This window comes from Lentzea sp. NEAU-D7 (assembly GCF_026242055.1).
Taxonomy (GTDB): domain Bacteria; phylum Actinomycetota; class Actinomycetes; order Mycobacteriales; family Pseudonocardiaceae; genus Lentzea.
The window spans coordinates 156,645-168,707 of sequence record NZ_JAPJDL010000019.1 but is presented as its reverse complement, the minus strand read 5'-3'; the positions used below and the strand labels follow the sequence as shown (position 1 = coordinate 168,707).

Here is a 12,063-nt window from a genome sequence, read left to right as displayed (position 1 = left end):
GGCAGCACATGACCTACACGCCGTCCACGCAGCACACGTCCGTACCTGCACCGCGAGGGGTGCCTGACCGGCACATCACGGCGGTGCGGGAGGCGACGGACGTGCTGTACGAGGTCGTCGAGGAGCTGGACGAGGCCGCGGTGCGCGGCCAGAGCCTGCTGCCCGGCTGGACCCGCGGACACGTCATCACCCACCTCGCGCGCAACGCCGACGCGCTGGTGAACCTGCTCACGTGGGCGAAGACCGGGGTCGAGCACCAGGCCTACACCTCTCGCGCGGACCGCGACGCGGACATCGAGGAGGGCTCTCACCGGCTGCTGCAGGTGATCAAGGCCGACCTGGACTCCGCGTGCCAGCGGTTCGACGTCGCGTGCCGCGAGTTCCCCGCGCACGCGTGGCGTTCGGAGGTGACGGCGCCCAAGGGCCAGCCGATCCCGGCGTCCGTCGTGCCGCTGTTCCGCCTGCGCGAGATCTGGATCCACCTCATCGACCTGAACGCCGGTGTGGGGTTCGACGACCTGCCCGCCGACTTCGTGGAGGAGTTCCTCGACGACGCGGTGAAGCAGTTCGAGGGCAGGGTCGACCCGTTCGGCGTCGAGGTGACCCTGCCCGACGGCACTCAGCGCAGCTGGACGCTCAACGGCCCGGCGAGCCGCAGCTCCGTCAGCGGGTCGGCGACCGCCGTCCTGGGGTGGCTGACCGGCAGGACCGACGGCTCGGACCTGCGCGGGGAGTTGCCGGACCTGCCCGACTGGATCTGAGTGAGCAGCCTGTAGGCGGGGCGTTCGACGAACTTCGTCATCGCCCAGCCGAGCACCAGCGCCGAGGTGACGAAGCCGGCGAGCAGCCACCAGGACCGCAGCCCAACGGCGTGCATGCGGTCCATTACCACGGTGCCGATCTGCTGGTGCACGAGGTAGACCCCGTACGAGATGCCCGCGAGCCACGTGACGGGCCGCGCGACCGGTTCGAAGAACAGCCAGTCGGGGCCGGCGGCGGCCGCGCACACCATGAGCAGCAGCACGGCGAAGCCGAGCGTCGACCCGTACTCGGTCGTGTGCACCGCCTGCGCGACCAGCGCGGCCGTCAGGAGCGCGACGAGGTGCGGCGTCCTCAGCCTGTCCTTGTGCCACAGCCAGATCGCGATGCCGGCCGCGAACAGCTGCGCCCTGTGCAGCGCGAGACCGTTGTAGACCACGAACAGCCCGTGCGAGTGGTCCAGCAACGGCCTCAGCAGCAGCGGCACGACGACGAGCGCCCACAGGAAGACCCGCAGCCGCGTGCCTCTCAGGAACTTCACGAGCACGGCACCGGCGATGAACGCGGCGAGCTGCACCGGCACGGTCCAGTAGGCGAAGTCGACGATGTCGACGTCCGGCATCCACTGGTTGATCAGCAACAGGTTGTAGACGACGTCTCTGCCGTCGAGCTGGCTCCACCCCTCCGGCGCGATCCACCTCTGCACCGAATACGTGAGCAGGACCGCCGCCATGTACGCGGGCAGCAGTCTGGCGAGTCTTCTCCACAGGAACCGTCCTGGCTTGCCGCTGTCGAGCGACACGCAGGCGAAGAACGCCGAGACGACCATCAACGTGCTGGCGCCCATCGACATCGGGAAGGTGAACGGCAACGGCCCGAGGTCGGGATGGCTGCTGACGCTCGTGAGCGTGGCGTGGTGGAGCAACACGCACCCGATGGCGACGACGCGGAGGACGTCCCAGCTGACCCTGCGGGCCGTCCGGGGCTTCTGTCGTTGCTCTGGAATCACGAGAGGCGGGGACCTGTTCGTTGGTGCTTTCGGGGTAAGCGGCGACTGGGTGTTGACCTTTACTTACCCTATGAGTGCAACCTGTATGCAACCTGAAGGTGTGCGCTGGACCGCTTCGACCGACTACCGTCTGCCACCGTGGACGTACACGAGAACTACACCGGTCACGTCGATCCAGAGGGTCCCGCGGCCCGCCGCACCCTGGACGCGCTGACCATCACGAAGATCTCCGTCGGTCCGATGGACAACAACGCCTACCTGCTGGTTTGCCGGTCCACGAACGAAGCGTTGCTCATCGACGCGGCGAACGACCACGAGCGCCTGTCGGACCTCCTGGACTCCCTCCCGGAGCGCCCGCGGCTGCGCACGATCGTGACGACGCACCAGCACGCCGATCACTGGCAGGCACTCGAAGCCCTCACCGGCGCCCACAGCGCGAAGACCGTCGCCCACGAGCTCGACGCCCCCGTCCTCCCCGTCGCGCCGGACGTCCTCGTGGAGCACGGCGACACCGTCAACGTGGGAGAAGTCCCGCTGTCGATCATCCACCTGCGCGGCCACACCCCGGGCTCGATCGCGGTCGTCTACGACGACCCGAACGGCCACCCGCACCTCTTCACCGGAGATTCACTCTTTCCGGGGGGTGTGGGGAAGACCACGTCCGCGGACAACTTCGCGTCGCTGATCAACGACGTCGAGGACCGGCTGTTCGCGGTGCTGCCCGACGACACGTGGTTCTACCCCGGTCACGGTGACGACTCGACGCTCGGCAAGGAGCGCCCCACGCTTCCGGAGTGGCGTTCGCGCGGCTGGTAGAGACCGAGCAGAAGCGCCGGCACGGCGAGCACGAGCAGCACGACCCACACGGAGGTGTAGTACTGCTCCGGGAACTGGGTCGTGCTCTTCTCGTACGCGAGCCACGGCTGGATCAGCTGCCGGAACGCCAGCTCGAAGCCGATCAGCAACGGCCCGAGCGCCACGGGCAGCGCGCGGAGGTCCACGAGTGCGGGGGTGGCCGCGGCGACGGCGGAGGTCACGGCCAGCACGCCCAGCGCGACGATCAGCGAGCCGAGCGCGCTGTGGGTCATGTCGGCGTGCGTGCCGGTGACCTCGACGACCAGGCCCATGACGGCGGCGAGCGCGGCGCAGGCAGCGGCACCGGCCACGGCCGACCGGCCGAACCGGGCGGCGAGGATCCCGGCGCCCAGGCCGACCAGGGCGGCCGGCGCGTACGTGCCGAGCTGGCTCGCGGAGAAGTAGAGCCCGAAGTTGAGGGGCGCGGCGACGGCGAGCAGGACGAAGCCCGCGGTCGCGGTCTTCAGGAACGCTCCCCTGCCCAGGGCGAGCGTCAGCCCCGCGGTGCAGAGCAGCAGTGCCACGCCTGCCGCAGCTTGGGCCAGCGGCAGCACCAGCGCCTGCCGCAGCAGGATCCCGGCTCCGAGGAGCACGAGCGGCACCAGCGCCGCCGCGGTTCCCGCGATCGCGGCACCTCGGCTGACGGGTTCGGACCTCGGCGCCTTGCCGGTGCGCACGGCGTGGACCGCGAGGGCGGCGCCGAGCACGCCGAGGGCTGCCAGCGCGAACACGACGGGCGCCGGGAAGATCGTGCCGTCCAGCCAGTCCATGCCGCGGAACAGCGCGGCCAGCACCTGGACGCCGACCGCGGTCGCGGCCATCGCGGCGTCGCGGGTGACGGCCAGCGCCCCGATGACGATCAGCACCGCACCGGCGGTGCCCAGCGAGTCGATGATGCCCGAGGTGCCCGGCCTCAGGCTGAACAGGTGCGCCTGCGACTCGACCGACGCGACCAGCACACCGGCGCTGCCCAGGACGAGCAGCCACTGCCAGTGCCTCGTGAGCCAAACGCCGACGATCACCGCCAGCGCCGGGAGGGCCAGCGCCGCGACGGAGTACTTGCTGACGCTGAAGTGCGCGCCGTGCGTCGACAGCAGGGCGTGGTCGCTGACGTTGAAAAGAGCGAGGAGCGCCAGCGTCACCGGGCCCCAGATCCATGCGAGCTCGCGGCGGTTGTTCTGCACAGCGCGCAACCTAGCGCGGCGCACGGCTCGCCCGTGGTGGTTTCGGCGTCAGTTGACCACGTCGAGCAGGTCCAGGTACCCGGTGGTCGTGCGCCACAGCGCGTCGGAGTGCGGCGTGAGCTTGCCGGGGCTCCAGCGGTGGTCGGTGTAGGCCTGGTTCACGCGGCGCAACGCCCTCAGGCTCACCTCGAACTCGTCCTGGACGCGCCGGCTCAGTTCCTCCGGCGACGGCGCGGCCTGGCGCACCAGCTCACCCGTGCCGTCGCTGACCGCCACGAGCGCTTCCTCGTTGACGCCGTCCGCCGCGCTCCAGACCAGCGCGGGCCGTTCGATGCGGTGGTTCCACACCGGAGCGTCCCCGGACCGCCACCGCGCCTCGAACGGGTTGCGCGACAGCCGCGTCGAGTTCGCCCAGTGCTCGGCCCCGACCGGTTCGGTCAGCCACGGCACCTCGTCGACCGGCAGGTCCGTGACCAGCGCGACCTCGATGGCGTCCACGTCCCGGGGAACGTCGAGCAGCGCGCCGAAGACCCACACCTCGACCACCTGGAACCGGAAGAACGAAGCCGGCAGCTCGCCGCACTTCTCAGCGAGTTCGGCCAGGTGGTGCACAGCACGAGTCCACTTCACGGGGTGGATCATGCCTGACCGGGTGGCCGGGGCGCTGGCACGGCTGGCTCTCGTGGAACCCGCGCTGTGTGCGTTCCACGAGGTCTTCCGCCCACCCTCTCTCAAGGTGGACTCTTCGCTGCCGTTCGCGGGCATGCCCATCGCGGTGAAGCGAGGCGAACGCCGAAGCCACCGGGAAGCGTTGGTGGCCATGGGTTGCGTGCCCATTGGCCTGACCACCACGCCCGATGGCAGCACTCCGTGGCAGACGTGGGGCCGCAACTCTCGCGGTGTCACACGCAACCCGTGGAACCTGGACCGCACACCGGGCGGGTCGTCAGCGGGTTCGGCGGTCGCGGTGGCGTCCGGCGTCGTACCGCTGGCCACGGGCGTGGACGGGGCGGGCTCGATCCGCATCCCGGCCGCGTGGTGCGGCGTCCTCGGCCTGAAGACGACCTCGGCCGAGCGTGCCGCGGTCGGCGTCTTCACCCGCGACCCGTCCCTGCTCGCGACCTACCTCGGCATCGCGGAGACCGGCTCGCCCTCCGCCGTCTGGTCCGCGGACCTGGGCTTCGCCGAGGTCGACGACGAACAGGCGTCGATCGCCTGGCAGGCGGCCACCGCCCTGCGCCCACGGCCCGTGTCGTTGTCCCTGGAGGACCCCGCGCCCGACTGGTTCGCGGGGCGCTGCGGCCCGAATCCGGCTTTGGACGCGGTGTTCGAGACCGCCGACCTGCTGCTCACCCCGACCACACCCGGCCCGCCGCACGGCCACGACGGTCCGGGGTCCCGCATCAACACCGCCTTGACGTGGGCGTTCAACCTCAGCGGGCATCCGGCGATCAGCATTCCGGCCGGGTTCGACTCGTGCGGCCTGCCGGTCGGGCTGCAGGCCGTGGCGCGGCACGGCCGGGAAGCGGACCTGGTCGCCGCCGCCCGCGCCGTTCTGCGGAATCACCCGATCGAGTGCTTTGGCCCCAATCCACCTCGTTGATCACGGTCGGTGCGGTGTCCTCGTCGCCCGGAGGAGGGGGACTGATGGGGCGCAGAATCGGCGGTGCCGGAGGCGGATCGGATCCGGGGACGGGCAAGGCGGGAGCGGTGGTGGCGGCCGGGGTGCTGGCGGTGTCGCTCACCGCCGGCGGCGGGCTGTCGCTCGGCGGCGGGGCCTCGACCACCGTCGCCGAGTCGGCCGGGGTGAACCTCACCAGGGCGAAGTCGGAGGGCAGGAAGTCCGCGCGCAACGGTGACGCGGACGGCGCGTGGCGTCAGCTGAACATGCGCACGCTCAAGCGCACGGCCAAACCCGCACTGGAGTGCGTGTCGCATTCGTTCGGTCAGGTGCGGGACCACTTCGTCCGCAACCCGTGCAGGTCGCTCGACCGGACGCTCTTCGCGGTCGGCGACGACCGGGGCAACGTGGCGGTGGTGTCCGTGGCGTGGGTCGGCTTCCGGAACCGGCGCGACGCGGGAGAGTTCAAGAGGCTGATCGACGTGCACGGCACCGGCGACATCAGCCCGCTCGCCACCCCGCTGCTCGGCCTGGCGGACATCCGCTTCACCGGGCTGAACTACCACTCCCGGACGGACGGCACCACGGTCGTGATCGCGGAGACCGAGTCCGCGTCGGGGCGGGTGAGCCGCGAGACGCTGGACGCCATGGCGGACATGGCGAGCTGGCTGCCGCGCTAGGGGGCACGATGTCGAGAACCGGCGAAGGGCTGCGACATAGGGTCATGGACACACGTGTGGACGACTACATCGCCGGGCTGCCGGACTGGCAGCAGGACATCTGCCGCGAGGTGCGCCGGCTCGTGCACGAGGCCGACCCGGACGTCGAGGAGACGATCAAGTTCACGAACCGGCCGTACTTCGTGCTGGACGGCAACGTGTGCGCGTTGCTCGGCACGAAGGACCACGTGAACGTGATGCTCTACGACAAGGCGATCGTGCCGGACCCGCACAACATCATCACGAGCGGCCACGGCAACAAGACCGCACGCATGATCTCCGTGTACCGCGACCAGCCGATCAACGGGCCCGCGCTCGTCGAGATGTTCCGCTGCATCATCGCCAACAACCGTCAGCGCAAGGCCGCCGGACCGCGTCGGTAGCCTCATGCCGCATGGAGGTCGAGATCTACACCGACGGTGCGTGCAGCCCCAATCCCGGACCGGGTGGCTGGGGTGCTGTGCTGCGTTACGGCGCGCACGAGAAGGACATGTACGGCGGTGACATCGGCCCGACGACGAACAACCGCATGGAACTGATGGCGCCCATCATGGCGTTGGAGAGCCTCACGCGCCCGTCCACCGTGAACCTGTACACGGACAGCACCTACGTCCGGAACGGCATCACGTCGTGGGTGCACGGCTGGAAGTCGAACGGCTGGCTCACCAAGGCCCGCGAGCCGGTCAAGAACTCCGACCTGTGGCGCCGCCTGGAGGAAGCCGCCGACCGGCACAAGGTCGAGTGGCACTGGGTCAAGGGCCACGCGGGTCACCCGGAGAACGAGCGCGCCGACCGCCTCGCCGTGCGCGGCGTCGAAGAGGTGACGGGCCGCGAGGTCAAGCAGCCGCAGGCGAAGCCGAAGAAGGCCGCGAAGCCCAGGCAGCCGCGCGAGCTGAGCGGCGAACCGTGCGGCGCGCCCACGAAGAAGGGCACGCCGTGCCCGATCACGGCGGGCTCGAACGGCCTGTGCCACATCCACGACCCGGCTTTGCAGTGCGGTGCCACGACGAAGAAGGGCACGCCCTGCACCATCGCGACCGGCGGCGGCCGGTGCGACCACCACCAGAACGCGCTCGAACTGTTCGGGTGAGCGAACCGGCGTAGCGCCGCCGTGCTCGGGCCGGAGCTGAGGTTCCCGCCGATGGACGACCCGCCGCCGGGGTTCGCCGCGCGCGTCAAGGTCGACCGCGTGGCGCGCGTCGGCCCCGGTGCCTCGTAACGGCCTTGGGCAGGCCCTTTCGCCGCTGCCGCGCGGCGCCGCCGAACAGCCGCGTCCGTGTGCCTGCGCCGACCGGAGCGCAGGTCCGTGGTCTCCCCCCTGGCCGTCGGCACTCTGCAGAAACCCAGCTCGCCACGCGTCGGCACAGTGCGGTCGCACCGAGGTCGCCTCGAAGCCGCCCCGGTGGCGATCACACCGTCCACGGCAGGCCAAGCCACTTCGCGGACACGTTCCCCGCGGCTCGCCACGCATGGGTTTGCCGCTTCGAGCACGCTCGCGCAGGGGTACCCCCGAATCGGGAACCCCTGCGTTTCAACGTACTCACGGGGTCTGACAGTCCTCGCCGTCCACGTTCACAGCAGCACCTTCGCCAGGCGCGCCATGCCCTCCTCGATCTCCGTCACCGTGTTGGTCGTGAACGACAGCCGCAACGTCGCGTGGTCCGGCGTCGTCGCGAAGAAGGCCGCACCGGGCACGAAAGCGACGTCGTGCAGCAGGGCGTCCTTCAGCAGCACGGCGCTGTCCACGTCGCCTGGTAGCCGCAGCCACACGAACATGCCGCCGTCCGGGTCGCTCCACGTCGTGCCGGCGGGCGTGGTGGCGGGCAGTGCGGCGAGCATCGCGTCGCGGCGGGCGCCGTACTCGGCGCACAGGCGGGCGACGTGGGCGTCGAGGTCGTTGTCCGCCAGGTACACTGCGGCGGCGGCCTGGTCCACTGTGGACGTGTGGAGGTCGGCCGCCTGCTTCACGATCGTCAGGGTGCGCAGCAGGTCGGCGGGCGCCCTCAGCCAGCCGAGGCGCATGCCGGGGGCGCCGATCTTCGAGAAGCTGCCCAGGTAGATGGTTCTGTCGCTGATCGATGCGAGCGGGGGCACTGCGGTGCCGCGGTAGCGGAGCTCGCCGTACGGGTCGTCCTCCGCGATCCACAGGTCGTGCGCCGCGGCGATCTCCGCGATCTCCACGCGGCGCGCGGCGGAGAGGGTGCGGCCGGTCGGGTTCGCGAACGTCGGCACCAGGTAGAGCAGGTCCGGCTTCTCGGTGGCGACGACGGATCTCAGCGACGAGGGCACCAGGCCGTCGGCGTCGCTCTCGACGGGAACGATGCGGGCGCCGGTCATCTTGAAGCACTGCAGTGCCGCCAGGTACGTCGGTTCCTCGACCGCCACGACGGCGCCTGGCCCGAGCATCGCGGTGGCCACGAGTGCGAGCGCCTGCTGGGAGCCGGTGGTGATCAGGACGTCCGAAGTGGGCAGTCCGCGGGCGGTCAGGCGCGCCGAGACCAGCTCGCGCAGCGCCGCGTTTCCTTCTGTGGGCGCGTATTGCAGGACGGAGCGGTCCCGCAGGGCGAGGTCGTAGGCGGCGCGCACACCGTCCAGGTCGAACAGTTCGGGGGCGGGAAGACCGCCGGCGAACGAGATGACCTCGGGGCGGGAGGTCAGCGCGAGCAGGTCGCGCACCGGGGAGCTGGCCACGGAGAGGGTGCGGTGCATGAACTTCACGTTAATCGGGGCTCTCCCGGTCCGGACGCCCATTTTTCTGTCGGTGGGCGTGGCGGGCATGGACATCGAGACACGTGCGAAGCAGCCCTGCGCAGCCGTCCGGGGGACGGTGACGCCGAAGTCGTCCGGCAAGATCGCCGATCGTTTTCCCGAGGTCATGCGGTGGCTGGCCGATCGCAAGTTACTGGCCACCGGAGCGCCGTTCCTGCGCTGCTCACGCGTGAGCGCTGACGAGTTCGAGGTGGAGGCCGGGATTCCGACCGTCGCCGAGGTGCCCGGTGGGGGTGAGGTGTTCACGGCCGGGCTGGCGGCCGTCACCGAGCAGGTGGACGACGGAGGTCGCGATCCGCCTCGCGGGCTGAGTGGCGCCTATATTCCGATCGAGCTATATTGCTGGCATGGCATCTACATTCGCCGTGCTGGCGGATCCGAGTCGCCGGGAGATCCTCGACCTGCTGCGTGAACGCGAGCGGCCGGTCGGCGACCTCGTCGACCGGCTGACACTCACCCAGCCGACCGTCTCGAAACACCTCAGGGTGTTGCGCGAGGCCGGTCTCGTCGAGGTGCGCACCGACGCCCAGAAGCGCTGGTACCGGGTCTCGCCGGGGCCGCTGGCGGAGATCGACGCCTGGCTCGCGCCGTACCGGCGGATGTGGGAGAAGAGCCTCGACGCACTGGAGCGCCGGCTCGACGAGATCGAAGGGGACTGACCGTGGACGCCGAACTGCGGATGATCGAGGGCAAGCCCGTGCTGCGCTTCGAGCGCACCCTGCGGCACTCGCCGGAGAAGGTCTGGCGGGTCGTCACCGATCCGGCCGAGATGAAGCACTGGTTCCCGGCCGAGGTCGAGGTCGACGGCACGAAGATGCGCTTCACGTTCCCGGACGAGGCACCGGTGGACTCCGACGGCGGCGAGGGCGAACTGCTGGAGTCCGACCCGCCGAAGGTGTTCGCCTTCCGCTGGCTCGACGACGTGCTGCGCTTCGAGATCCTGCCGCGCGAGGACGGCTGCCTGCTGGTCTTCACGGCCGTCGTCACGAACAGGCTGTCGGTGGGCCGCGACGCCCCCGGCTGGGCCACCTGCCTCGACGCCCTGGTCGCCCGCGCCGACGGCACGGAGTTCGAGCCACCCGCGGAGTGGCTGGCGCGCATCGAGCACTACGTCAGGCTCTTCGGCCTCGACGAGGGCACCGACGAACCGGAAGGCGTGCGCTTCGAACGCGATCTGGTGTGGACGCCGCTCGACGACGTCTGGAAGGTCCTCACAGAGGGCACCGAGAGCGGTGTGCCGGTGCGCGCCGCGCATCCCGGGATCACGCCGGGCGAGGTCACGAGGTCCGAGGCACCGCGCCTGCTGGAGTACGAGTGGCTGCGGGACGGCGAGCCGAAGGGCAAGGTGCGCTGGGAGTTCGAGCACGTGCCGTTGCAGGGCACGACGGTCACGCTCGTCCAGGAGAACGCCCACGGCCCCGAAGCGCTCGCGGCCTGGCACGTGCACCTGGAGCTGTTCTTCGCGGCCACCCAGGGCGAGATCCGCTGCCCGTGGCCCGCGGACCGGGAGGAGGAACTGGCCCGGCGCTACGCCGGACGGTGACCGGACGTCACGAGCGCGGCCGCACCCGAACCGGGTCCGGCCGCGCCGAGGACGTCAGTCGTGCTGCACGCGGTCGACGAGGCAGACCCAGTCCGGCGCACTCCGCCGGACCAGCCGTCTTGGTGTCCTCAACTCGTGTTCCAGGACCGCGCGCCGCCGATCTCCCGGGTTCGGCGCGAGTTCCTCGAGCCGGTCGAGATCGGCTGGGGTGAGACGGACGTCGGTCACCTTCGAGGCGTCGTACCTCGCGATCGTCCACCAGCAGGTGTCCGCGGCACGCTCGCAGCCGAGTCGCCTATACGACTCCTCGGCGGCGAGCAGGTCGCGCAGCGCCGCGGCCTTCTCCCTCGTGGCCAGCAGGAGATCGGCTCGCACCTGCCGGGACTTGGCCACCACCTCGGGGAAGTCCGCGGTGGCGATGACGGTCGTGACCAACTCCTTGCCCTCGTTGTACTTCTTGTCCGCGAGGCACAGCCGCGCCTGCAGCACCGCGAGCCAGTGGTAGGGCTCCGTTCCCGGCGTCAGCACCGTCTCGGCCGCCTGAGCCCGCCGCACCGCCGCCGCGAGCTCCTCGGGACATCCCGTCGACTCGTGGCGCAGCAGTTGCAGTTCCGCGTGCAGCGAGGCGCACACCCCGAGCTCCTCGCTGGTCGGACCGCCGATGGAGCGGAACAGGTCCTGCGCGATCATCAACAGGTGCTCGCCCTTGCTGAGGTAGTACACGCGGTCGTACCCGACCGACTCGGCGGCGAGGTGCAGGAAGACCCTTGCCTCGGCCCGCTTCCCCCGCGCGGCCGTCTTCAGGTCACGGACCTTCTCCGCGATGTGCGTCCCGTCCTGGGCCATCAGGGTCGCCTCGCTGAAACGGTGCTCGCGCAGCAGATGCCACGCGTGCCCCGCGACGAGCACCTTCGCCTTCAGCTCCTCCTCTCCCCTGAGCTGTGGCCCGGACGCCAGCGTCCGCAGGCACACCTCGGACAGTCGCCGGACCAGCCGGACGTCACCGCGCGCCTTGGCCACGGCCGCGACCGACTCGAACCCCCTGACCAGTTCGAAGTCACCGGCACCGCGCTCCACCAGCTCCCGCGCCAGCAGGTAAGCCTTCTCCGAGGACAGGGGCTCGGCCTGCAGAGCGCTCAACGCCGCGCGGGTGCGGTACACCTCGTCGCCGTCCTGCACCACGGGCGACGGGCGGCCGCGGTTGCCCTCCTCAAGCGCTTTGAGACTCCGCACCAGCTCCTCCTCCCCGTCGCGGGTGTTCGGATCGAACCGATGAACCACGAGCTGTTGCAGCAGGGCCGGCAACGAGTTCACCTCGGTCCCCGGCGGCACGACCACCACCACCGGACACCTGTCCGCACCGACGTGGTGGTAGAGCTTCTGCCGGATCAGCCCCAGTTCGTACCGGACACCGAGGCGTTCCATGAAGTCGTTGGACAGCAACGCTTTCAGGTAGGAGTCCGACACGACGACCACGACGATCCGTTCCCGGACCGCGTTCTCCATCCAGGCCTGGATGGACATGGGATGAGTGGAACTGAGATCGGCGTCCCAGAGAACGTCGAAACCGTGGCCCCGCAACACTTCGACCAGAGGGGCCGCGA

12 protein-coding genes and 2 pseudogenes are annotated in these 12,063 nt (G+C 70.4%); 9 read left to right on the top strand and 5 right to left on the bottom strand.

Features of this window, described 5'->3' with window-relative positions; translation table 11 throughout:
- Positions 1-8 precede the first annotated feature (8 nt).
- Positions 9-761 (top strand): maleylpyruvate isomerase family mycothiol-dependent enzyme, encoded by a 753-nt coding sequence (locus ORI60_RS32510; protein WP_266041819.1) that lies wholly within the window; start codon positions 9-11, stop codon positions 759-761.
- A 47-nt stretch (positions 762-808) separates the two neighbouring features.
- Here ORI60_RS32510 and ORI60_RS32505 read toward each other — a convergent pair.
- Positions 809-1,768, bottom strand: a pseudogene (locus ORI60_RS32505) (acyltransferase family protein); the annotation flags it as partial.
- Positions 1,769-1,906: 138 nt separating this feature from the next.
- Here ORI60_RS32505 and ORI60_RS32500 point away from each other — a divergent pair.
- Positions 1,907-2,584: an MBL fold metallo-hydrolase gene (locus ORI60_RS32500; protein ID WP_266041818.1), complete on the top strand. Its 678-nt coding sequence runs from the start codon at positions 1,907-1,909 to the stop codon at positions 2,582-2,584.
- Here the strand turns inward: ORI60_RS32500 and ORI60_RS32495 are convergent.
- Both ORI60_RS32495 and ORI60_RS32490 read right to left on the bottom strand, forming a co-directional pair.
- Positions 2,515-3,807, bottom strand: a complete 1,293-nt coding sequence (locus ORI60_RS32495; protein WP_266041817.1) for a hypothetical protein — start codon at positions 3,805-3,807, stop codon at positions 2,515-2,517. The genes ORI60_RS32500 and ORI60_RS32495 overlap by 70 nt on opposite strands.
- Positions 3,808-3,855: 48 nt before the next feature.
- On the bottom strand, positions 3,856-4,437 hold the full coding sequence (locus ORI60_RS32490) for a hypothetical protein (protein WP_266041816.1): 582 nt from the start codon (positions 4,435-4,437) through the stop codon (positions 3,856-3,858).
- A gap of 10 nt (positions 4,438-4,447) precedes the next feature.
- On the opposite strand from ORI60_RS32490, the gene ORI60_RS44790 reads away from it, so the two are divergent.
- The 4 genes and pseudogenes from ORI60_RS44790 to rnhA all read left to right on the top strand — a co-directional run.
- On the top strand, positions 4,448-5,410 hold the full coding sequence (locus ORI60_RS44790; protein ID WP_416234526.1) for an amidase family protein: 963 nt from the start codon (positions 4,448-4,450) through the stop codon (positions 5,408-5,410).
- Between the two features lie 44 nt (positions 5,411-5,454).
- Positions 5,455-6,108, top strand: coding sequence for a hypothetical protein (locus ORI60_RS32475; protein WP_266041815.1), 654 nt, complete (start codon positions 5,455-5,457; stop codon positions 6,106-6,108).
- A gap of 44 nt (positions 6,109-6,152) precedes the next feature.
- A complete protein-coding gene (locus ORI60_RS32470; protein WP_266041814.1) occupies positions 6,153-6,530 on the top strand; it encodes a DUF1801 domain-containing protein in 378 nt (125 codons plus the stop codon).
- 11 nt (positions 6,531-6,541) lie between these two features.
- A pseudogene (gene rnhA, locus ORI60_RS32465) lies at positions 6,542-6,985 on the top strand (ribonuclease HI); the annotation flags it as partial.
- Positions 6,986-7,719: 734 nt separating this feature from the next.
- Here the strand turns inward: rnhA and ORI60_RS32460 are convergent.
- Complete coding sequence (locus tag ORI60_RS32460; protein ID WP_266041813.1) at positions 7,720-8,856, bottom strand: PLP-dependent aminotransferase family protein; 1,137 nt, start codon at positions 8,854-8,856, stop codon at positions 7,720-7,722.
- Between ORI60_RS32460 and ORI60_RS32455 the strand changes: the two genes are divergently transcribed.
- The 3 genes from ORI60_RS32455 to ORI60_RS32445 are packed head-to-tail and all read left to right on the top strand — an operon-like array spanning position 8,855 to position 10,459.
- Positions 8,855-9,328, top strand: coding sequence for a GyrI-like domain-containing protein (locus tag ORI60_RS32455; protein WP_266041812.1), 474 nt, complete (start codon positions 8,855-8,857; stop codon positions 9,326-9,328). The genes ORI60_RS32460 and ORI60_RS32455 overlap by 2 nt on opposite strands.
- Positions 9,264-9,575, top strand: a complete 312-nt coding sequence (locus ORI60_RS32450; RefSeq protein ID WP_266041811.1) for an ArsR/SmtB family transcription factor — start codon at positions 9,264-9,266, stop codon at positions 9,573-9,575. The genes ORI60_RS32455 and ORI60_RS32450 overlap by 65 nt, the downstream gene beginning before the upstream one ends.
- Positions 9,576-9,577: 2 nt before the next feature.
- On the top strand, positions 9,578-10,459 hold the full coding sequence (locus ORI60_RS32445; RefSeq protein WP_266041810.1) for an SRPBCC domain-containing protein: 882 nt from the start codon (positions 9,578-9,580) through the stop codon (positions 10,457-10,459).
- A 54-nt stretch (positions 10,460-10,513) separates the two neighbouring features.
- Here the strand turns inward: ORI60_RS32445 and ORI60_RS32440 are convergent, their stop codons facing one another.
- Positions 10,514-11,983 (bottom strand): hypothetical protein, encoded by a 1,470-nt coding sequence (locus ORI60_RS32440; protein ID WP_266041809.1) that lies wholly within the window; start codon positions 11,981-11,983, stop codon positions 10,514-10,516.
- Positions 11,984-12,063 lie beyond the last annotated feature (80 nt).